The sequence below is a fragment of the Duncaniella muris genome (assembly GCF_003024805.1).
Classification (GTDB): domain Bacteria; phylum Bacteroidota; class Bacteroidia; order Bacteroidales; family Muribaculaceae; genus Duncaniella; species Duncaniella muris.
Window position 1 is genome coordinate 16,153 of sequence record NZ_PUEC01000027.1, and the last position, 22,592, is coordinate 38,744.

Sequence of the window (22,592 nt, forward strand, 5' to 3'; positions counted from 1 at the left end):
TTGTTGATTATAAAGTCTATACCGAGCATGCCTTTTAAAGACACTTATATGGCGTAAAATCGGCAGTTCCTATCTATCATATTTATAATCAGTGTAATAGATGATTCTGATTTTTTGACAGTTCCAAGTAGTGTGACAAAATAAAACGAAACGTGAGAAAATTGGGGTTGCGTTCCATTTGGGAACATTCGACTTTTTGACCAATTCTAAAAAGTCGGAGGAACGGTAAAATCCGCTCCTCCTTCTGCAACGAATCGGTAGTCATTAGCTACGGAATCGTTATTTTGCCACACGGCTTGAAGTTGTCGCGCCTTTTCGGTGGTCTTACTTTGCAAAGGTAATAAAACTTCCAATGCAATCAAATAGACGGCGAGAGGATTATTATAGCTCCTCACGCCGTCTATCCGCAAAATAGGTTCAAAATAGAAGCCCTCCGGGCGGCGCTTAGGTCTAAATTGCCAGCTTGCCATCCCCGGAGGGCTGTTATATCATATAAACGCGCTTCGCTTCAAATAATTGTACAAAGTCCGTTCCACTATGCCGAAGTGGCTGAGCCTACCAATCCGTACCAGCGTGAGCCGTTAAGTTCTCGCATAGTAATCGGAGTGTGCGGAGCCACTCCACCCGGAGGCTTTCGCGCCGCAGGTCCCAAACTCTAAAAGATCAGCCGGCAGTCATAATTTATGTTATGCTGTCGGCTGTCTTTCGTTTTGAAGCAATATTTATCGATTTTTCAAACGATATTACATAGTAGACATTCCTGCGCTTCGACGAAATACCATGCATCGTGTGAAGTATCTTCTTATGCAAACGCTCAGCTATAACTATTTATTCGGGTACGTAAATGATGTCTCCGTTTTCAAGTTCGTAGGCTGTTCCAACTCTTTTCCCTTTGTTACCGGAAGAGTTTTGCTCTTCCGAAGGTGTATAACGATTTATTTTTTCGCCTTCTTTTGTAATGATTTCCATATTCTCTTTACCGGGATTTTTCACCATTGTAAAATCCTCCTGAGAAAACATTTCGGTCATATTATAACGACTGACAAGAGCAACCATCAGAGCTACGGCAAACACCATTGCCACATCAAAAAGATTGCTCACGACGCTCATAGGATCAGAATCCTCTCCGCGCCGGAGTATAGAACGTCTTCGTGCCATTATTTTTTCTCTTTGAGTGTTTGAACAATGAAGTCAAGAATCATGAGATTATGCAACGCCCAGCGTTCCTTAGCCTGCTGTGTTACAAATCCTATAGCACTTACCACAAGCCCAACCACAGTTGTAGCAAAAGCTACCTGCATATTGTATGCCATAGAAGCTATATCTCCTGTAGCGAGACCTACGAGTGCCGGTCCCATCGGAATCAGTGTCCCCATAAGACCAAGTATCGGGCCCATTTTAGTAAGAATCTTAGATGTCGCGATGTTTTTCTCTGCGGTAAGCTCGTATTCTGAAACGAGCATATCCAATCTCGCAGGGCTATCTGCTGATTTATAGATTTCATTCAGATAGTTGATGACCAAGATCCCTTTCCTCTCTGAAAAAGATGCAAGAAAATCAGTAATGTTTGAAAGATTGAGGTCCTTGACTTTCTCATCCAACATTGTTGCGGTTTTCTTTTCTGTCATATACTGTCCGAAGAATCCGCCTATGAGGATTATTGACCTTATGAAGAAATAGATTAGCAATACGATGACAGGCACAAGCAGTCCCGTCGAAATCCAGTAGAGGATATTAGAAATTACGTTCATGATTGTTTATAGTGTTTATTTTGATTTTTACGAAATAGCAAGTACCCTAAAATACTGCCGGTTACAGCGATTCCAATAATTGCCAATAAAGAATTAATGTTAACCTCATTTACACCGGCTGTTGCAGTCCGACCATTTACGGTAGCTATAATTCCAAGAAGCCCAATGATACAGTTAATGTAGAAAATCAGTTCGAGCCGTTCTGACTTTTCAGGAAGTAAGTATCTTACGCCATAAGCAAGCAATGGAATCATAATCACTATTGCTATCCCCAGACAGTAGCCAAGATTGTCAAAATCCATTCCGGCATTAGAGAATATAATTTGGACGAGCAGATAAAATGCTACGGGGAATATAAGCAAACCGGGAATATACAGAAGCAGACTCTTTATAATTCTACCCTTGAGTTTATCCGGTTTATTAATCATAAATAGGCAAAATGCAATCTGTAATGTAACGTCAATCGTGAGGATTACCGCCAGGTAAAGCATCAAGTCCGGAGTCTGTAGCCATTCTGAAATCTGTATTTTCGACTGGCTGATTGCAATATCTGTAGTTGATATGGTAGCAAATGCCAGACTCACGGCTTCGGCTATCATTTGCCATGGGCGCATGAAGGTCAGTTTGAGCACGAAGCTCAAACCGACCATAAACATGATGAGAATAACAACCGTCTCCATTACTTATTCAAATTTCTGCGACGTCTTATGACAAGGAACACGATAAGAGCACATATCGCGACTATTCCGAGCACAAGTCCGCTATTAATGCGACGTGTGACCTTATCGATGTTGTTTAGTTCGTCTTTCTTCATTACTACTCCATCATCGCCCCCGGCATTTTCCGCACGAATATTGCTGATGGAATTGTTATATGCATCGGCAGTAGCCTTGTCAACATTTGACGCGATATACTCACGGAGTTTGGTGTTGTTACATACAAATCCGGAGCAAGAGGGCTGATACTCGTTTACGACTTCCGTATGAAGTTTGGCCAGCGCAGAAAGCTGTTCGTCTGTAGCAGTCCACATTCCTTTTCGCGCAGTCTCCATCATTACAGCCGTAATTTCTTCTATGGCTGCGGGATTGACAGACTTGAAATAATCTATTGTTCCGAGATTATGCTTGTCAGCGATGTATGTGTCGTAGATGTCGTTCCATAATTCGTTGTCAATGACATCAGGTTTCATCACATTCCAGCCGTATGTGTTCCTTACGACATCAGCAATTCCTGAGGCATCCCCGGCACCGCCATTCATTTTTTCCTTGATGTATGTCGGATTGAGGATGGTTGTCCTGCTTTCTACGCCGATAGCTTCTTTTACTTCCTGCATTTTTGCATGACTGCGATTTCGGTAATCGGCAAGGTAAGCATCCGGGTCTTTACCTGTTACGTTACGTACAGCGAGATTCATACCACCCATGAACTCATACACGTGATCGAGACTTAGCGCACCCCAAGTATTACTCTGTCGAGGCTGAACTACCACATCGGTACGGGTCAAAGCTGCCTCAAATGCGAAATCACGCATTTTTTCCCAATCTTTCTCTGAGCCGTAAGAAGCTCCCATATTATGGATATAAGTCTCGGCTATCTGAGTCTCGTCATCCCATCTGTCTCCAGCCTCAACCATTTCCTGTATTCCACTTCCATAGTTCCCATCTACACCTCCAAACACTCTTGCAGTTGACATCTCACGAGCCTCTTTGGGTGATACTCCTTTATCTACAAGATGCTTTTCGGATTCAACTACACCTTCCGAAACGTAGTTGGGATATTTGTCATCCTTTGCCTGTGATGCCATTTCTACTGCTCTTGTAATCAGAAATAATCTGGAAGCTGCCAGATCCCGTAATTGTCCGGAGGTCTGGACTACAACATCAATTCGCGGACGTCCAAGTTCTTCAGACGGTATAAGTCGCAAATCTGTGACACGTCCGAAAGGATCCCTCAGCGGTTCAACACCAAGCATATATAGAATCTGGGCTATTGTAGCGCCCTCGGTTTCGATAAATTCACTGCTCCACAATGTATAACTGACCTTTCGAGGCAGTGAATCGTTGTGGGCCTCACGATACATTTTGAGAGTATTATCTGCCAGAGTTTTTCCCTTTTCCCATGCTACAGCCGAAGGCGTTTCTTCTGCATTTATAGCAAACATATTTCTTCCGGTCGGCAAAACCAATGGATTGAGAACCGGGTCGCCGCCTGATGTCGGGGCGATAAAACCGCCATTCAAAGCATTGATAACCGATGCCAATTCATATTCGGGGCTGTTGGCCAACGCTTCGGCATAAAGACTGACATTCCTGACAGCGCGTTCAATCTCCATTATTGCCGTCGCATTATCTATCTCCTCTTTAGTATATTTTTGTGCTGACATTGTCATGGCTTTCGAAGTAGCTGTACCTTTATCTTTTGACTTTGATGAATTTCGCTTCATGGCGGCGCTCATTTTTGCAATGGCAGTGGAATCTGCTCCCATTTTCTTTGCCATTTCAATAGCTTTCTCCGGTGACATACCGGTGGCATTCATCATTTTCTTCATTTTGGTAGAGGGACTTTCTTTTCTTTCAGACAACTTTGCAGTTGGAGCGGCTACCGGCATAGATGACCCCATTACCATCATCTTGGAGAATAGGTCTTTTGAACCATTGAGGTCTTCAGTAATTGCTCTGGCACTTTGCAAATCATCCATTGAAATGCCGGCAATTTTACAAATCTCGATATCAGTGGCAACTCGATTCTCTGAAAGTATGTTTGCGACAAGTGTGCGGGCCGGTGTCAAATATCTACCGGTGAATGCCAGTCCTTCAGACTTATTGCCTTTTATCCTGCCACGTTGTTTGTCGAGAGAAAGCAGGCTGTACGCTATCGGGTCAACAGTCATCGCCAACACGGTCGATTTTAGTTTATCCTTATCGTATGGTATTCCCATGACATAGAGTGCGCCTGTAATTTTTTCATTGGCAAGTTCCTCCGCAAAACTCTCTATTCGGGAAATTTCACTTGCTGAGTAGGGTTTTGAAATAAGGCTGTCCAATCGCAATTCTCTATGTATTCCAAGCTCTACAACATACTTTTTCACGAGTCGTGAGGCCGGATCAAGACGACTGTTGTCAGGATTATCTGATTCGACTTCTTTATTATAGGATGCTATTGCATCAGTCAGATTTTTGTAAATGCCACGTACATTGCTTTCCATGAATGGAGGGGTAAGATAGTTTATGATTCCGGCATAGCTTCGGCGTTTTGCCATCATCGCTTCACCTACATTACTTGTGGAATAGATATAAAAATGAGGTATTGTGCCGACCAGTCTGTCTGACCAGTCACGACTGCTGAGTGCCACCTGCTTTCTCGGTGTAAACTCCAGTGAACCGTGTGCTCCAAAATGGATGATTGCATCGGCATTAAAGCCGTTACGTGCCCAAAGATAAGAAGCGACGTAAGCATGAGGGGGTGCCATATCCGTACCATGGACAATTTTGAAATCATCATCTCCAAGTCCGGCTGCCGTCTGAGGAATAAGGACAATATTGCCGAATTGAAGTCTGGCAAGTGCAAGATCTCCGTTGTCTGTCTTAAGACCATGACCGGGAAACTCACCATCAACAGCTGTTATCTCTTCCGACATTTCTTGACCGAGATCATTTACAGCCCATTTTTCATAATCGGAGCGGGTTATAATCTCAGGATTGGCTTTTTTGACAAAATCAGACATTGCCCCTGTCGCGTAATTTCCGAATACCCGACCACGGTCATTGATCAATTTCTCAAACACTGCGAGTGATGAAGGAAGGTTATCCACTTTATATCCTTCCTGTTTGAGCCGGTTGAGCATATTGTATAAAGAGGGTGCGACCTCCAATCCTTCGGCGACAAGAGAATTTTGTCCGGGGCCTTTGAAGTAGAAAATTACAACTTTCTTCTCTCTATTGTACTTATGCCTTAGACTCACATAATTATTGACAGTCTCAACGAATTCAGTCAGTCGTTCAGGAATAGCTTTTATCACCGGCACTCCGTCGGTACCTTCAAACTGTGCAAATAGGGCGTAAGGTCTTATAGCACCATCAATCTCGGGAGTCACGATACTCTGGGACATGAAACCGCCGTTCATACCCATCTTGTCATCCATCCATTCATCATAATCGCGATTGACATTCAATGGCGAAAACAGAGGTATATTCTTTTCTTTCAGATACTCCACGACGACATCGCCCATCCTTCCGTGAGCCATGTTTATCATTGCCGATGGGGAGATACTGTCTGTTATTCCGTTGTTGATTGCCTTCTGGATATTTGAAATGGGGTAAACGATGTTGCCTGTTGATTCCAATTCGGCTATCAATTCATCGGGGACCCCCATCTGTCCGGTCAGAATAATTTCAGGAGAGTTGGATTTAAGCAAATTGTTTTCATTTAGGAAGTTCCTATATTCAGACAATGAATCGAAATATAACATTTCATTGTCAGGATCCTTGAGGTCTTGGTGATAAAACATTCCGCTTGGTGCCTGTTTGGGGTCGCTGATTTCGCCAATAAATAGTTTTTTGCCATCTATATATTTTCTTACATAGTTGAGCATACTTCTATAATTCGTACGACCACCGCCTTGAAGATACTGTTTCAGAAATTCCGTGTCAACGGAATCGATTGATACGATATAATTGTCGGGATTTGTGGCGGCTGTCGTTATTACAGGTGTGCCGGACTCCGCTGCCTTTGACAATGACTCACGCTGCTCCTCGGTGATTCTCAATCCCATTCCATTGACAAATACCATGTCGAATTTAGAGGCATTTTCTAAATCTTCGACATCAAGATTTTCTATCTTAATGAAAGAGTTATCATTGGCTTTACCGATTTCTCCGAGAGTGATTGGCTGATAGTTTACGAACGCTATTTTTGTGGATGATGCCATACTTCTCCACGCAACAATAGCAACGGTAATTAAAATCACCACTGCTACTGATGCAAGAATTATTTTTTTTCTTGTCATTTTCATCTGAACATTGTGTCAATATCTAATGATACTCCTATCGACCAAGTCCGTCCAAGCGTAGGAAGTGAGTTCCAGTAATATACTTTAGGTCGATAGTTCAACAGATTGTCAATTATAAAATTGACATTTATCCCGCGCCATACCTCCTGTTGGAGCGTGAATTTCCAAACAGAATAAGCATTGTCTGTGTCATACTTTGATTCCGGCTTGGCAAGATACCTTCCGGATATACCGGCATAAAATTTATACGCACTGCATAAGCGTCTTTCATAATCCAGCCTCCAAGTCATGGAGTGTGGACGGGGATTGGAAAACTGAGAGTCAACGGTTCTTCCCATTGTATGCAGGTAATTGTAATTCAACGTCATTCCCAATCCCATTTGTAGTCTGTAACGTGCTGAAATATCTATACCTGCTACTTTTACTCCATCCTCGTTACAATAGATGGCTCCCGGTTCATTGGTCGAATCCCCAGGATAGTCAGTGGTGGTGATTCGGCTGTCATACCTGTTGAAATAGCCCATTGCATTCATGCTATAGGAACCGGCAAAAATACTGTTACGGATCTGACCATTATGCTCAAGCGCAAGATTGAAGTTGTGGCTTTTCTCCGGTTTAAGGTTAGGATTGCCATAAATCATTTGTATTCCTGCCATATCGAAATTCATATACATTTCTTTGAGGGTTGGAGCTCTGAAACCTCCGGCATAGTTAGCCCTCACTGAAAAACGGTTGAATTTGAACATAGTGGCAAGTCGGGCTGTGACCGAATTGTTTTTTGATTCCGAAAAATAATCCTCACGTACACTTGCTACAATATTCAGCCAAGACAATGGGTTGTAGTCAAACTGAACAAAAGCATCAACTGAAGACTGTGAATGAGTTTCTCCACTTACGAACTGATAAGTCAGAAGATAATCATTCATGTAGTCGGCTCCAGCCGTTAATACGTTATTCCCAAAGAACTGAGTATATAAAGCGTGAGCGATATGCTGACGATTACTATAGTCATGGTCGTGGGTGCGTCGGTCGTTTACATATCGTTGCTTATCGTACTGGTCGTAGCTGTATGATAATTCAAGAGTCTTTCCGACTCCTATATTCCATACTCCACGGAGCCCCGCAGTATAGTCAATATAGTGGTCGTCATAATTTATTCGAGTGCTCGTCCTATTGAAATATCCACCTCTTGCTGTCAAGCGTAATGCATTCGATGGCTGGAAAGACAGTCGTTCCTTGACGTTGAATGTTCGTCCTCCATATAAGTTTTGCAGATTCGATTCGGTATCAAATGCATCAGTAAGCTTGACAGTTTCAGAAGTATTATACTGAAAGTTTGTGTTTGATGTCCATTTCTCGGAATGAAAGTTAAGGTCTGCGCCTGATCTCCATTCATTTCCGAGACTTTTATATCTTGAATTGAGATTGATACGCCATGGTTCTTTACTCTCACGGGTGATAAGGTTGACAACGCCACCTACGGCATTGGCACCATATAACGCAGATGAAGCACCTTTCACAACTTCAACCTGACCGACATTGTCAAGATTGAGTCGGTTGAAGTCAATGTTGTCCATTGTCTCTCCGGCAAGCCGTTCTCCGTCAACAAGGAACAGAACGGATTTTCCACCAAAGCCACTCATATTTAATGATGTCTCCTGACTCATTGCGTATGTAAATTCAAGTCCCGGAAGCTCTTCTGTCAGCAAGTCCTGTATATTTGTTGCGTCAGTCTTGCGTATATCATCCGCAGTTATTAATCGTGTGACAACAGGAACATCTTTCAGAGCCTTTGGTGTACGGGTTGCAGTGACCACTACTTCCTCTAAGGCACCTATATCCGGAGTCATCCGTAACTCATGTTTGCCGGTATTGCTTTTTAATATAAACGTCTCTGTAAGGAATCCGATATATGATATTTGAAGCTTTGCAGTGGAGCCTTCTACACTAATACTGAAATCACCATCAGTATTAGTAGTCGTAATCCTATCATTGGATGCCTTGACCGTTGCGCCTATCAACGGACTCCCCGTTTCATCGACCACCCGGCCGTTAAAGGTATCGGCGAGTCCGATGAAAGGGAGCGTTAGTCCGCAGATGGCAAGGAAAATTTTAATTCTTTCCATTGCCGGAGTGAGTTACTGTTTCAGAGCTGTTGAAGAACAAATCATCGGCATAGGCATTGCGCCATATTGAAGATTGAACTTAAGATTCAGGGTTTTATCCTGAACCGTGCCGGAGAAGGTGCATGTGTAGGATTTTCCTGCATCGGTCTGACCGGTTACTTCTGTAGTAGCCAGAGTGACCACGCCATTTGCTTCTGTTACTTTTACTCCGGTGAGAGTGATGGACGGCAATGCCATTGGTGCTTCGCCAAAAGCAGGGAGCACAACAGAAACAGTTGATTCATCCGTGGCGTTGACAGTGAACGTCTTGTCCTCGAATATCGAAGCACTGCCCATCACTGTACATTCCAGATCACCTGCGTATGTACCCTGAATTGTTTTCGCTGCGGGAACCGCAGGCTCGTCTTTCTCGTCGCTGCACGACGAGAATGTTGTCAAGAAGACAACCGCCATCATTGTGGCAAAAAGAAACTTGATTTGTTTCATGTGATTAAAAAAATTATTGGTTTATGTTATGTGATTTTTTGATTTTACAACTTATTATATAGCCTGATGCCAACACTAACAATATTATAATGCCCGACAGGAAGACAAAAAGGTTTGATACCGGACCAAGAAATGATGAATAACATCTTCCGACATGAAGTTCCAAGGCAAAATTCCATAAAGACATTGGTTGGTTTCTCATGTCACTGCCCATAGGATGCAGTTCTTCAGTCCCTTTAGCATAATCAAATACGATAGGCTTATAGGTATCAGCACTGTAGCCACTAACTATGTCGTTTGCCAATCCAAATGAATTTCGTCTATTGGGGTCAACAATAGTGTTATCATGAAAAGTATAGCATTTCCCCTCATTGGGTTTCCAACGATAGATTCCGCTAAAAGACCCGACGATCCATACTCCCGGAGCTTCTCTATAAAATACGTTGACTCCCATCGGACTTACTGCCGGGCTTTTATCCGAAGGGATAATGACTGGATTTGATGAAAAATCCTTTAATTGCACGAATCCTTTTGATGTTGAAATCATCCAATTTTGATTATCTTCATCCCAGCGTATAGCACGGAGTTTATCATGCCAATAGTTATCAGTATCAAGACTCGATCCGGGAAGCGGTGATGTCTTTGTCATGACAAAAGGTATCATCAATGGTGGGCGTAAACACATTCCTGTAAACACTACAAGTATCGTAAGGACAATAGTGAAATAGCCGATTAGATTATGCCATTTGAAATTCCATTTTAGAATCTTCGCTGGAAGGATTGTTTTATGACTGTGACGAATAGAAAATGGCAAGATAAACAAGATAATACCCGTCAAAGACAGGATTATCAATACTATGGCTATAATGTCAACAGCAATCCTACCTGGTAGCCCCCACAGCTCACCACTATGCAGATTCCATATTGACTTAAATAGACTTATTTTATTATCCTCATCAAATGGAGCCTGTAAAGTTAACTCCTTAATATCATCATGTGATACTCTATAGATGTTTGAACGAGTAAGGACAATTATTCCTGAGTTGTCAGGTGTAGATGAAATATCAGATATCTTTGAGTGATTTTTTGGTAAATCAACCGGCTTCCATTCATGACCTTTTAATTTATATAAATCATAAGTTGTGGCACACCATATTTGTCCACTCTGATCCTTTATGATATTTCTGACATTTCGTCGATCTATACCTGTCGGTAGTCCGGCATTAAAATCATAAGAATTGCTGAATATCGAATCCGTCAACCACACCCCACATGAGCCATAGGCAAGTATTCTATCTTTGTCAAGTGGCAATGTACCTCGGATTATCCCATAGTTATAGTTCTTTAATTTGTATGATGAAGGTAAACAGGAGCGGTCAATATTAAATTGTGAAAACGTGTCCCTGTGATTGAGGATTATCCCGGATAGACAGAACAACAACATGAAGACGGAGACCAATAGTCCCGCCCATTTGTGGAGCCATTTCCATTTTTTGTGCTTCTTTGGTTTCATGTTGATGATAAATTTTGGGCGCAAAATTATTTGTATCCGGAAACTGACACAATACTCAAAAATCGGATAAATTAGAGCAATTAAGGTAGTCATGATTTAATTCCCCAGGGAAAAACACTCATTTTTAGGTATGGTGTAGGTATTATATTCATAGTAATTTTGCATGGGGATTTACAGCCCCGTTTCAACTATCAAACTATGTCAAAGAATCAATCAATATTTCCTGGTGATCGCCTTAAAGCCATTATAGAGGATGAACCTCATATATTAGGAGTTTTAAGTCGGTTTGGACTGTCTTTCGGATTCGGCGATAAGACAGTTGGCGAAGCATGTAAGGAAGACAATGTTCATATGGAGTCATTCCTTGCAGTTTCCAATTTCCTATACGGACAAAACTATTCACAATTTGAAATATCGCTGCCTGCTTTAATGGGATATCTAAGGAAAGCCCATACACACTTCCTTGACTTTCTATTGCCTTCCATCCGTAGGAAACTCATAGAGGCTATTAATTGCTCCGATATAAACGACGTAGCGTTTCTGCTTCTGAAATTCTTTGATGATTATGTGAAGGAAGTACACAATCACATGGAACATGAAAACGATGAGGTGTTTTGCTATGTGACCGACTTATTGAACGACGTTACTAATGAGCAGTTCCGAATTACTGACTACTCCTCACATCACAGTAGTATGACAGAAAAGCTTTCTCAAATTAAAGACCTGTTTATAAGACACTATCATGTGAAGGACAATGAAATACTGACATCAGCATTATTCGACATAATTTATTGTGGCAATGAGTTAAAGAACCATTGTGAGATTGAGAATAAACTCTTTATCCCGGCAGTTGAGAAACTCGAAAAGTCATTGAAGTTGTCACGTCATGAATCAGTAAAAAACAGCAACAGCGACGATGAAAAAACAGATTTGCTGGATTCTATGACTGATCGGGAGAAGGATATAATATGCTGCGTTGCCAAAGGCTTGTCAAATAAAGAAATTGCGTCACAGTTATTAATTTCTATACATACAGTGACAACATATCGCAGAAACATCTCTGCCAAACTACAAATCCATTCATCAGTGGGACTGGCGGTTTTTGCGATACTCAATAATTTAGTTGATATAAAAGATGTAAACCCACATAGATAATTATACATTAAGACAATCTCTCAGCCCTGATTTATCCAATTTTTAAGTATTGTGGGATACTCTACTTCAATCTAACTTTGCTGTATGAAATAAAAAGTTCTAAATTTTTGGTGCGGGAGCAATGATGTATGTAGTGGTTGAAGAGCTTATACCTGAAACAGCCCAAGATGGACACTCCAATCTTGGGACGATCGGTTTTGCTGTCGGTTTTGCCCTTATGATGGTACTTGATGTAGTATTGGGTTAGAAGTTTACCATGTTGTCCGTAGCCCTTGACACGCAATAATGAACACTATTTTTGTTTGTTCATTGTTTGCAGTTTATCTGATTGATTTGCAATCAACAATCGGTCACTCACTACTATTAGGTATTGTGTAGTTCATTGCTTTTGAGTAATTTTACAGTGAATTATAGAACTTAGTTCATTTATGCAGATTCTTAAACAAGATATAAACCGCCGTATTCTCGATGTGGCTCGACAGGAGTTTTCTCACCGGGGATTTACAAAGGCATCAATGCGCGACATTACTTAATAATGCTTATTGTGTTGATTCTCGGAGGGTGTTCCTCTGCTGATAGGATCAACGGCCGGTATCTTTGCTTCTCTTGATGGCAGTTGATGTCAGTGTAGTTTATGGCCTTTTCATCGCAATTTTGCTCTGTGCTCATTTCAGAAACAGCGCAAGGCTTCCTCGATGCTCATGCCGGGGCATTTGCCTCATATTGCTATGATTTGAAAGGCGTTCGGTGATTTTCTGTTCAAGAAAGTGCTTGAAGTCGTCAGGCATTCCACCGCCGTTAGTGAAACCTTGCTCCGAAATTTCATAATTGATTGATGTTTTTGAAACATTTTTGAAATGTTTAAGCTCTTACTTTGTTGTTATAAAACAAATACAAGATTTAATTCATAAACATCAAGTAATCCTCACGCTACATGGACATATTGTTTCTCTGCGTTGTGATCTTCCTTTTTCTGCTGGCGGTATTCGATCTGTCGGTGGGGGTGAGCAACGACGCTGTCAACTTTCTGAACTCGGCTATAGGCTCTAAAGCGGCCTCGTTCAAGCGAATACTGATCGTAGCCTCGATAGGTGTGTTTATCGGCGCTGCGATGAGCAACGGTATGATGGACATTGCCCGCCACGGCATTTTCAGGCCGGAGCATTTTGCGTTTTATGACCTGATCTGCATTTTCATGGCGGTGATGGTCACGGACATCATACTGCTTGACGTGTTCAATACTCTCGGAATGCCAACCTCGACCACCGTCTCGATGGTTTTCGGCCTTTTGGGCGCTACGTTTGCGGTGGCTATGATCAAGATGGCCGGAGGCTCGGAGCTCGGCTTCAATGATCTGCTGAACACCGAAAAAGCACTGTCGGTCATCCTCGGTATCTTTCTTTCGGTTGCTGTGGCATTTTTCTTCGGCACTGTGGTGCAGTTCATTTCGAGAATGATTTTCTCGTTCAACTACCGCAGCCACATGAAGTGGAAAATCGGAATCTTCGGCGGTATCTGCGCTACGGCCATCGTCTACTTCCTTCTTCTCAAGGGTGTGAAGGAAATGGTGTTCATGACTCCTGAGGCAAAAGCCTGGATCGGGGCCAATACGTGGCTGATACTCGGCGGAAGCCTGGTTTTATTCACTGTGGTCATGCAGCTGCTCCATATGCTGAAGGTCAATGTGCTGAAGGTTATAGTGATGATGGGCACGTTTGCGCTGGCTATGGCTTTTGCCGGCAATGACCTTGTCAACTTCATTGGAGTGCCGCTGAGCGGACTTGAGTCATATAATGATTATATGGCAAACGGTGCCGGCGATGCTCACGGTTTTCTGATGGGGTCGCTCAACGGTCCGTCAGACACTCCGGTGTGGTTCCTGATCGGGGCCGGAGTGATAATGGTGGTTTCGCTTGCCACCTCGAAGAAGACCCACAATGTTTCAAAAACCGAAATCGGGCTCGGCTCGCAGCAGGGAGGCGAGGAGCTGTTCGGGTCGTCGCGCATAGCCCGCCGGCTTGTGCGCTGGGCTCTCAGGGTTATAGCGTGGGTCAGGAGTGTGACGCCGCCCCATGTGCGCCGCTGGTTTAACCGCAGGTTCAATACCGATGAGACCATCATGGACCAGGGTGCGGCCTTCGACCTTATCAGAGGTGCTGTGAATCTGGTGTTGGCGGGCGCTCTGATCGCGCTCGGCACATCGCTGAAGCTCCCGCTGTCGACTACGTTTGTAACGTTTATGGTGGCGATGGGTACTTCGCTTGCCGACCGGGCATGGGGGCGTGAGAGCGCTGTGTTCCGCATCACCGGTGTCATCTCCGTCATTGGCGGATGGTTCATCACCGCCGGTGCGGCTTTCATGGGCGCCGGAGTCATTGCCCTGCTGATGCATCTCGGAGGCCACTGGGTGATGATAGCTCTCGGAGCGCTGACCATCTTCCTGATCATACGCAGCAACCGCCGCTTCAAGGCCCGCAAGGAGGAGGAAAACGGCGATGTGATGTTTCAGACCATCATTTCTTCTGGCGATAAGAGCGAGAACTGGAATCTGCTTCTGCTCTACATCACCCAGCAGCAGGAAAAGTTTCTGTCATATGCCGGAGAGTCATACCGCGGCATAGCCGAAGCTTTTGTGAGCGAGAATGTCAGAGCGCTCGGCAAGGCTGAGTCGAATCTGACGCGTCAGAAGAGCATACTGAAAAACGACCGCAGAAAGGAGACGCTCTGTCTGCGTCAGGTGGCCCATGAGACGGCCATCGAGAAAAGCACCTGGTTCTATCTCAGCAACAACTGCTGCATGGGGATTCTCTACAATCTGCGGCGAATCAGCGAGATCTGCAAGGAGCATGTGGAAAACAACTTCCTGCCTCTCCCGCAGGCCTATGTGGGGGAATTCCGGGAGATCTGCTCGCGGGTAGAGATTCTGTTTAACGACACTCTGGCCATGATGGATACCGGGGGCACAGAGGCGATTCCGATGCTGCGCCGGCACTGTGACGAGATCAAGGATTTGATTTCTGAGACGTATCACCGGCTGTATGATCAGCTCCGCGAGGGCGATTCGGCCTCAATGACAGTGCTCTACGTGTATATGAACATGCTTCAGGAAACTCAGGAAATGGTTTCGGGCCTGCGTAAGTATCTGCGTGCCTACGCCAAATTGCGTGACACCCAGTTCAGAAGCCATCCGACAGGCGAAGACCGTCACCAACCACTGCCGGCCTGATATTCTTGATTGGACAAACCAACCGTCAGCGGAGTTAATGACCGCTTTTCGGCAAAATTAAACAATCAGCCATTTAGCGCTAAGCTAAGTGGCTGATTGTTTAATTGTTTGGTCGTGAAATTTTTATTCCGGACTCACTCGATTATCAGAGATTAGCGTGTGCAACTTACGCTGTGGTCAGTTCTTCAGGCAGAATCGGCATGGCTCCCTTGCGGGTGCAGACGAAAGCCGAAGTCTGGACTGCCAGTGAATGGGCCTCGGCCACGGATTTGCCTTTAAGAATCGACGATATGAAAGCGGCTGTAAAGCTATCACCTGCGCCTACGGTATCGGCTACCTCAACTTTCGGTGTAGGCTGGAAAGATACATTGCCGGGGGTGAATACATAGCTGCCGTTGATGCCACAGGTGAGAATCAGCATCTTGAGATTGTATTTTCCAAGAAGGATCCAGCATTTGTCCTGGAGGTCGATTCCGGGATAGCCGAACATGCGGCTCACGGTAACCAGTTCCTCGTCGTTGATCTTAAGAATGTTACAGCGCTTCATCGAATTGCAGAGAATCTCCTTGTTGTAGAATCCCTGACGGAGGTTGACGTCAAAGACCACCAGCGTATCGTCGTTCTGAGGCATGGCATCAAGAAAACGGTTGATCGTGTTGCGTGACACCACATTGCGCTGTGCGAGTGATCCGAAGCAGACAGCCCTTGTCTTTTCTGCGAGTGATTCGAGATGGGCGGTATAGGGTATATTGTCCCACGCAACGTTTTCTTTGATCTCATACTGCGGAACACCGGCCTGGTCGATCTCAACCTGCACTGTTCCGGTGGGATAAGGCACTTCGGCTATAAGCTGGTTGAGGCCCTTGGAGGTGAAATTATCAACTATTTCCTTGCCGAGGGCATCTTCGCCGACAGCGCTCACCACACAGCTGGGAAGCCCGAACTGAGAGACATGATAAGCGAAATTGGCAGGTGCGCCACCTATCTTTTTTCCTTCGGGGAGTACGTCCCACAGGGCTTCGCCCATTCCTACTACATAGTTATTCATGATCTTGCTGATTTGGAAGGTGTCTGATAATTTATTGATTATTTGACGATTTGATTTTTAATGTGTAATACAACAGATAAGCCACTCCGACAGTCATCACTGCCACTGCGCCTGCCTGGCCGGTGGCGTCGGCGGCATAGCCCATTGCGAGAGGGAAGACGGTGCCTCCGAAGAGTCCCATGATCATGAGTCCGGAGACCTCGTTCTTTTCATCGGGCGAAGCCATCAGAGCCTGCGAGAAGATTACAGAGAATATGTTGGAGTTACCGAAGCCGATCAGGCCAAGCGCGGCATAGATCATTGTCAGCGACTCGCAGGTGAAAAGCATTCCCATAGCTGCAAGCATCATCACCACACTGATTCCAAAAAACAGTTTCGGTGACACCGAACGCAGTATGAAAGCTCCGAGGAAGCAGCCGGCTGTACGGAAGATGAAATAGACGCTCGTTGCGAATCCGGCTTCTTCGAGCGGCAGGCCGAGACGCTCCATGATGATCTTGGGAGCGGTTGTGTTGGTGCCCACGTCGATACCTACGTGACACATGATGCCCAGGAAGCAGAGAAGAATGAAGGGTCGGCCGAGCAGTCTGAGGCATTCACCCACGCCCGAAGCTTTGTCCGAGCGCTCCTCCTCGATGGGAGTGGCGGCGAGGGCCGAGATTGACACAAGGCTTATCACGGCGTAGATCACAAACAGCGCGCGCCAGCCGAGTCCGAAGGTCGGAAGATATGTTGTGGCTCCCCAGGCTGCGATCACCGGTGCGAGAAACGAGGCTATGGCCTTGACGAACTGTCCGAATGTCAGCGTCGACGCAAGCCGGCTGGGGCTTATAAGATTTGACACCAGCGGGTTGAGAGAGGTCTGCATGATGGCATTGCCGATGCCGAGCAGAGAGAACGAGAGGAGCATGGTGGTATAGCTGTCGCCTGTGATCGGGAGTATCAGCGAGACGGCTGTCACAAGCAGGCTCAGAAGCACTGTTTTCTTGCGCCCGATGCGGTTCATCAGCATTCCGGTGGGCACCGAGAATATCAGAAACCAGAAGAATACGAGCGAGGGGAAGAGATTGGCCTGCGAATCGGTCAGGCCCAGATCTTTCTGCACATAGTTTGATGCGGTGCCAACCAGGTCGACAAAACCCATTGCGAAGAAGCAGAGCATCACTGGGGCTATCTGTATCAGCGAACTTTTCTTGTCGCCGGCTAAAGTCTGTGAAATTTCCATAACTTGTTCGGAGTATTTTGAGGAGATTTTATTCAACTGTTATCGAGTAGATCTTAAGATCGGAGAGACGGGCGCTCCCTCCGGTAGCCCGCACTGAGAGACGGCTGTAGGGACTGTTGGGAAACACAAGGTTGGTCATGGCGAAACGGCCGTCTTTACCAAAGACCTCAATGCTTGAACGGTCAATGAAGATGCGCAGACCCACCTTGTCGCCGTCGGTATAGGCCGGGCTTACGGTCACTGCCGGAAAGTCCTGGCTGAAGTCCACTATTCCGCTCTTGCGGCGGTCGAATGACAGACTGTCAGACTTTGCATCATAGACCATCACGACCTTCTCGCCTGCGGCATTTGAAAGCTCTATTTCCACTGATTCGGCTTTCTTGGGACTGATCTCCATGTCGATCTCGCAGAGTTCGGGGATGGAATATGTCCTGGCCTTTGAGCCGAGAGAAGTTTTTGATACTGATTTCACGAGCGCGCCTCTGAGAGCGTCGACCTCAGGCGAGGGTGTGGACGACACGTAGAGCTGACCATCGGGCGCACGGAAGATACCCATCTCGCGCGGAAGAGTGTTGGCACTGCGAAACTGCATTGTCGGTACCTCAGGAGCATACTGCCAGTTGCTCATCCAGCCTATCACCGTGCGGCGTCCGTCAGGAGCATCGCTGAAACTTACGGTGGCATAGTGGTCCTTGCCGTAGTCGAGCCACTTGGTGGGAACCTTGCCTGAGTCATCGGTGTCAGAAGTGAAAGTCTTGCCATCGAAATCGCCGATGAAATACTGTGTGGCGCTGCCGCCGAAAGGCCCGCCGGGATTCAGGTTGCAGAGAAGCACCCACTTCTTGCCGGATTCACCATTGACGGGCAGTTCGAAGAGGTCGGGGCATTCCCAGACACCGTCCTGCGCGCCGAGACCGCGGCCGAAGCTGCTTTCAAGAGTCCAGTCCTTCATGTCGGGCGAAGAGAAAATCAGCATCTCATGGTCAAGAGCATGGGCGAGCACCAGAATCCAGACATTGCGCTCCGCACCCCAGAACATATTCGGGTCGCGGGCTTCGCTGTCAAGCGTGAGCACCGGGTTGCCGTCATATTTCGTAAAAGTTTCTCCGTTGTCATCGCTCCAGGCGAGACTTTGGATCTGGCTTGCGGCAGCCGAAGTGTACATAGCCACCACCGCGTCCTTGCCGAAACCGGCGCTGCCGCTGCGGTCTACTGCTGAACTTCCGCTGAATATCATTCCGAGGCCGTCAGGCTCGATCACAGCGTCGGGACGGTGCTCCCAGTGGATCAGGTCGCGGCTGACGGAATGTCCCCATGAGAGATTCTGCCATTTCGAGCCGTAGGGGTTCCACTGGTAGCAGAGATGCCATTCGCCGTCTTTGTAGAACATTCCGTTCGGGTCGTTCATCCAGCCGTAGAGCGGAGTGTGGTGATAGGCCGGACGGAATTTTTCACGATTGCTTGTATCGAAGGTATCGGAAACAGATATGTTCTGCCAGCAGGCATCTTCTTTGGCCTCGCGGACCGACGAGCGGCTCTGCGAGGTGACCACATTGAGCAAAACTTTCTTTCCTTTATAGTCTTCTATTTTCAGAGGCACGGTATAGTCGACCTTCGACTTGGCCAGACGCACGCTGAGAGTCTTGTCAGTCTTGCCGTCGACAAGCACGTTGACCGTGGCCTCGTCATTCGACTCCTGGACCGGGAGTATGAGATATTTACCGTCAGCGGTAACGCGCACAAGAGTATTGTTGACGCCGAGATGTTCAATCTCGACCCCTCTTTCAGCAGCCCGGAGAGAGCCGGCTGCTCCGATTGCCGTGGCTGCAATCATCGTCATCACGATATTAGAAATTCGGTTCATATTTTATTAATGTTATTGTGTTAGCAGTTGTTTGACAATGCAAAACTATCAACTCCTGCCGATTATGACTATAAAAAATAGTGCAATCGCTGTCAAATATGTTGCATGGGCGCAAAATTGCAAGCAAAGTACTTATTTTTCATAATATTATCCTTATCTTTGCCGGACACACAGCAAACTGCTTCTTAACATCAGCCATGAACAGAATCATCATACTCTTACTCATGTTGACGTCACTGCTTTTCTTCCCCTCGTGCCGGAAGAAGGAGCCTTACCGCATCGGCATCTCCCAATGCAGCCAGGACGGATGGCGCATGAAAATGAACGATGAGATCAACCGCGAGATCATGTTTCATCCCGAAGCGACAGTAGAGATCCGCTCGGCCGACAACAGCAATGAACGCCAGATTGCCGACATCCGTTATTTCATGGACAACGGTTTTGACATCATCATCGCCGCTCCGAACGAGGCCGACGCCATCACACCTATAATAAAAGAGGTTTATGAATCCGGAACTCCGGTGATAGTCTTTGACCGCAAGATCAACGGTGACACATACACAGCGTTCCAGGGGGTAGACAATACCGAAATCGGCAAGTCGGCGGCCCACTATGCCCGACACCTCATAGGCGAGGGTGGCAAGGTCATAGAGATCTGCGGACTGAAAGGTTCCACCCCGGCCATAGAACGCCACGAAGGATTCCACCGCGGAGCTACAGCCGAGGGGATTTCAGTCGTGGCATCTGCTTCAGGCGACTGGACTTACGAATCAGCCGTACCGGTAGCCGATTCACTGCTGACCGCGCATCCTGACGCAGACATGGTCTATGCCCACAATGACCGCATGGCCATAGCAGCCTCCGACGTTGCCCGCCGCCGCGGACTGAAAATGAAGATCATAGGCATTGACGCCGCTCCAGAGATAGGCATCAAAGCTGTGGCCGACAGTGTGATCGACGCTACTTTTCTCTATCCCACCGAGGGCTACAGGCTTATCCGGACAGCGCTTGCCATACTCGAAGGCAAGCCATACGAGCGGGTGTCCACTCTGCCGCTCTCCTCTCCGGTCGACATCACCAACGCCGACATCCTTCTGCTTCAGAACGGATCGCTCAATGAAGAGACCGAAAAAATCAGACTGCTCAAAAGCCAGGTGGACGACTTCTGGAGCCGCCATTCGGCACAGACCTCACTGTTCTATGCCGCCGTAGCCATACTTGTGCTGCTTGTCGGCGTTCTGTTTCTGCTTCTGCGCACATTCTGGCAACGTCAGCGCCACCAGCACCAGCTCATGGAGCAGAACCGGCTGCTTGAAGAACAGCGCGACGCTCAGAAAGAACTAAACGAACAACTCCACGCCGCCACTCAGTCGAAACTCGTCTTCTTCACCAACGTCTCGCATGACCTGCGCACACCTCTGACACTGATAGCCGAGCCGGTAGAGCAGCTTGTCAGGGCCGAAAACCTCACCCCACAGCAGCAGGTTCTGATGAAGATAGCTGACAAGAATGTCAGGATACTCCGCCGGCTGATAAACCAGATACTCGACTTCCGCAAATATGAAAACGGCAAGCTCGATGTCAATCTCACGGAGGTGCATTTCGGCTCGCTCGTCCATGACTGGACCGAGGCATTCCACGCCATAGCGCGCAAAAGCGGCATAAAACTTTCGGTGGACATCAGACTGCCTGATGACTTCACGATAGCGATCGACGTGGAGAAAATCGAGCGGGTGTTTTTCAACCTCATGTCAAACGCATTCAAGTACACTCCCGCTAACGGCAGCATACGTTTCACAGCCTCATTGGCCGACGGAAAACTGATGTTTGCCGTGGCTGACACCGGACGCGGAATCTCGGTGGAGGACCTGGGCAATATCTTCGACCGCTTCTATCAGGTTGACAAAGTCCATCCGAACGGCTCCGGCATAGGGCTCTCTCTTGCCAAAGCCTTCGTAGAACTCCACGAGGGCAGCATTTCGGTAGAGAGCCAGTTAGGCGTAGGCTCGGAATTCACCGTGAACATTCCGGTCAGACACATCTCCGACACAGCCGAGACGGTGACGCCGGGCATCATCAGCGAGAGTGTTGTCGACGCCGAACTCGGAGAAATCGAGCCGGAACCACAGGAAATCGACGCCGACAAGCCTCTGCTGCTTGTGATCGATGACAACGAGGACATCCGCCATATGATACGCGAACTTCTCAGCGATGACTATGTGATGATCTTCGCGGCCAACGGCAAGGACGGTCTGCGGCTCGCGGCCAAATATGTCCCTGATCTAATCATCTGCGATGTAATGATGCCTCTGATGGACGGACTTGAATGTTGCCGCCGTATAAAGGAAGAGGTGTCGACATCTCACATTCCGGTGCTCCTGCTGACGGCATGTTCGATGGACGAACAGCGGGCGCAGGGCTACGACAGCGGTGCCGACGGCTATGTGGCCAAGCCGTTCAACTCTTCGGTGCTGAAATCGAGATGCCGTAATCTGATCGACAACCGGCGCAGAATCAAGGACCTCTGGTCGGCAAACCCGATAGGCGGCATGAGCGACAGACCGCGCCCGGCGCTGCCCCCCGACAAGGCTGCGGCCCCCAACGGCGATCTTGACAACGAATTCTATGCCCGCTTTCTCTCGATAGTCACCGCAGAGATGGGCAACTCTGATCTGAACGTTGATCAGCTTGCCTCACGCATGGGGCTCGGACGCTCGCAGTTCTACCGCAAGATCAAGGCCCTGACCAACTACAGTCCGGTGGAGCTCCTTCGCAATCTCAGACTGAAACGCTCGCGCGACCTGCTGACCACCACCCGGAAATCAATCAGCGAGATTGCCTATGAAGTTGGATTCTCTACCCCGGCCTACTTCACAAAGTGCTACAAAGAAGCCTTCAGCGAAACCCCTACCGAACTGCGCGAACGGCTTTCATCAAAATAAGAGGCCGTACATTTGTACAACCTCTAATAGGGTGTTTCATGACAACTGTCAAGCCCCCACAGACAAACCTCCTGACATAAAGACACACCGGCACTCCTGCGCAAAGGAGCTGCCGGTGTGTTTCCTTTTCTCCGGCGGGAGAGTCTGATTCGCCGGAGGGCTGTCAAAAATGGTGCTTTATGTATAAAAAATCATTCATAGCACGATATTTTATAGCCAATGCAACAGGTGTTATATGCACTACAATA

Annotated in this window: 14 protein-coding genes and 1 pseudogene; 4 read left to right on the plus strand and 11 right to left on the minus strand. The window is 46.8% G+C overall.

What is annotated here, in order from left to right; translation table 11 throughout:
• Window positions 1-206 precede the first annotated feature (206 nt).
• From C5O23_RS10920 to C5O23_RS10955, 8 genes are all read right to left on the minus strand, one after another.
• Window positions 207-470: a hypothetical protein gene (locus C5O23_RS10920; protein WP_107032982.1), complete on the minus strand. Its 264-nt coding sequence runs from the start codon at window positions 468-470 to the stop codon at window positions 207-209.
• 358 nt (window positions 471-828) lie between these two features.
• Window positions 829-1,158 carry a DUF2149 domain-containing protein gene (locus C5O23_RS10925; RefSeq protein ID WP_107032983.1) on the minus strand — a complete coding sequence of 110 codons (330 nt, stop codon included), beginning with the start codon at window positions 1,156-1,158 and terminating at the stop codon, window positions 829-831.
• Window positions 1,158-1,751 carry a MotA/TolQ/ExbB proton channel family protein gene (locus C5O23_RS10930; protein ID WP_107032984.1) on the minus strand — a complete coding sequence of 198 codons (594 nt, stop codon included), beginning with the start codon at window positions 1,749-1,751 and terminating at the stop codon, window positions 1,158-1,160. The genes C5O23_RS10925 and C5O23_RS10930 overlap by 1 nt, the downstream gene beginning before the upstream one ends.
• On the minus strand, window positions 1,748-2,431 hold the full coding sequence (locus tag C5O23_RS10935) for a hypothetical protein (RefSeq protein ID WP_107032985.1): 684 nt from the start codon (window positions 2,429-2,431) through the stop codon (window positions 1,748-1,750). Before C5O23_RS10935 ends, C5O23_RS10930 begins: the two co-directional genes overlap by 4 nt.
• Entirely contained in the window at window positions 2,431-6,756 is a 4,326-nt protein-coding gene (locus C5O23_RS10940) for a cobaltochelatase subunit CobN (RefSeq protein WP_107033001.1), read from the minus strand. Before C5O23_RS10940 ends, C5O23_RS10935 begins: the two co-directional genes overlap by 1 nt.
• Before the next feature lie 2 nt (window positions 6,757-6,758).
• Window positions 6,759-8,885, minus strand: coding sequence for a TonB-dependent receptor (locus tag C5O23_RS10945; RefSeq protein ID WP_107032986.1), 2,127 nt, complete (start codon window positions 8,883-8,885; stop codon window positions 6,759-6,761).
• A 12-nt stretch (window positions 8,886-8,897) separates the two neighbouring features.
• Entirely contained in the window at window positions 8,898-9,371 is a 474-nt protein-coding gene (locus tag C5O23_RS10950; RefSeq protein WP_107032987.1) for a calycin-like domain-containing protein, read from the minus strand.
• A 13-nt stretch (window positions 9,372-9,384) separates the two neighbouring features.
• Window positions 9,385-10,884, minus strand: a complete 1,500-nt coding sequence (locus C5O23_RS10955) for a PepSY-associated TM helix domain-containing protein (protein ID WP_161553600.1) — start codon at window positions 10,882-10,884, stop codon at window positions 9,385-9,387.
• 198 nt (window positions 10,885-11,082) lie between these two features.
• Between C5O23_RS10955 and C5O23_RS10960 the strand changes: the two genes are divergently transcribed.
• The 3 genes and pseudogenes from C5O23_RS10960 to C5O23_RS10975 all read left to right on the plus strand — a co-directional run bounded on the left by C5O23_RS10960 (window position 11,083) and on the right by C5O23_RS10975 (window position 15,265).
• Complete coding sequence (locus tag C5O23_RS10960) at window positions 11,083-12,039, plus strand: LuxR C-terminal-related transcriptional regulator (protein WP_107032989.1); 957 nt, start codon at window positions 11,083-11,085, stop codon at window positions 12,037-12,039.
• 106 nt (window positions 12,040-12,145) lie between these two features.
• Window positions 12,146-12,286, plus strand: a pseudogene (locus tag C5O23_RS14555) (ZIP family metal transporter); the annotation flags it as partial.
• A gap of 687 nt (window positions 12,287-12,973) precedes the next feature.
• Window positions 12,974-15,265: an inorganic phosphate transporter gene (locus C5O23_RS10975; RefSeq protein WP_107032991.1), complete on the plus strand. Its 2,292-nt coding sequence runs from the start codon at window positions 12,974-12,976 to the stop codon at window positions 15,263-15,265.
• Between the two features lie 166 nt (window positions 15,266-15,431).
• On the opposite strand, the gene C5O23_RS10980 is transcribed toward C5O23_RS10975, so the two are convergent.
• Genes C5O23_RS10980 through C5O23_RS10990 form a run of 3 tightly spaced genes read right to left on the minus strand, consistent with a single transcriptional unit; the run spans window position 15,432 to window position 19,402 of the window.
• A complete protein-coding gene (locus tag C5O23_RS10980; protein WP_107032992.1) occupies window positions 15,432-16,313 on the minus strand; it encodes a carbohydrate kinase family protein in 882 nt (293 codons plus the stop codon).
• A gap of 31 nt (window positions 16,314-16,344) precedes the next feature.
• Window positions 16,345-17,538, minus strand: coding sequence for an MFS transporter (locus C5O23_RS10985; RefSeq protein WP_240597803.1), 1,194 nt, complete (start codon window positions 17,536-17,538; stop codon window positions 16,345-16,347).
• A 28-nt stretch (window positions 17,539-17,566) separates the two neighbouring features.
• Window positions 17,567-19,402, minus strand: a complete 1,836-nt coding sequence (locus C5O23_RS10990) for a DUF4980 domain-containing protein (protein ID WP_240597805.1) — start codon at window positions 19,400-19,402, stop codon at window positions 17,567-17,569.
• A 197-nt stretch (window positions 19,403-19,599) separates the two neighbouring features.
• On the opposite strand from C5O23_RS10990, the gene C5O23_RS10995 reads away from it, so the two are divergent.
• Window positions 19,600-22,344 carry a substrate-binding domain-containing protein gene (locus tag C5O23_RS10995; RefSeq protein WP_107032993.1) on the plus strand — a complete coding sequence of 915 codons (2,745 nt, stop codon included), beginning with the start codon at window positions 19,600-19,602 and terminating at the stop codon, window positions 22,342-22,344.
• Window positions 22,345-22,592: the final 248 nt, after the last annotated feature.

Bases quoted from the DNA above. Each gene is read 5' to 3' on its own strand.
- C5O23_RS10920 (WP_107032982.1), bottom strand. From the start codon at position 470: ATGGCAAGCTGGCAATTTAGACCTAAGCGCCGCCCGGAGGGCTTCTAT.
- C5O23_RS10925 (WP_107032983.1), bottom strand. From the start codon at position 1,158: ATGGCACGAAGACGTTCTATACTCCGGCGCGGAGAGGATTCTGATCCT.
- C5O23_RS10930 (WP_107032984.1), bottom strand. From the start codon at position 1,751: ATGAACGTAATTTCTAATATCCTCTACTGGATTTCGACGGGACTGCTT.
- C5O23_RS10935 (WP_107032985.1), bottom strand. From the start codon at position 2,431: ATGGAGACGGTTGTTATTCTCATCATGTTTATGGTCGGTTTGAGCTTC.
- C5O23_RS10940 (WP_107033001.1), bottom strand. From the start codon at position 6,756: ATGACAAGAAAAAAAATAATTCTTGCATCAGTAGCAGTGGTGATTTTA.
- C5O23_RS10945 (WP_107032986.1), bottom strand. From the start codon at position 8,885: ATGGAAAGAATTAAAATTTTCCTTGCCATCTGCGGACTAACGCTCCCT.
- C5O23_RS10950 (WP_107032987.1), bottom strand. From the start codon at position 9,371: ATGAAACAAATCAAGTTTCTTTTTGCCACAATGATGGCGGTTGTCTTC.
- C5O23_RS10955 (WP_161553600.1), bottom strand. From the start codon at position 10,884: ATGAAACCAAAGAAGCACAAAAAATGGAAATGGCTCCACAAATGGGCG.
- C5O23_RS10960 (WP_107032989.1), top strand. From the start codon at position 11,083: ATGTCAAAGAATCAATCAATATTTCCTGGTGATCGCCTTAAAGCCATT.
- C5O23_RS10975 (WP_107032991.1), top strand. From the start codon at position 12,974: ATGGACATATTGTTTCTCTGCGTTGTGATCTTCCTTTTTCTGCTGGCG.
- C5O23_RS10980 (WP_107032992.1), bottom strand. From the start codon at position 16,313: ATGAATAACTATGTAGTAGGAATGGGCGAAGCCCTGTGGGACGTACTC.
- C5O23_RS10985 (WP_240597803.1), bottom strand. From the start codon at position 17,538: ATGGAAATTTCACAGACTTTAGCCGGCGACAAGAAAAGTTCGCTGATA.
- C5O23_RS10990 (WP_240597805.1), bottom strand. From the start codon at position 19,402: ATGAACCGAATTTCTAATATCGTGATGACGATGATTGCAGCCACGGCA.
- C5O23_RS10995 (WP_107032993.1), top strand. From the start codon at position 19,600: ATGAACAGAATCATCATACTCTTACTCATGTTGACGTCACTGCTTTTC.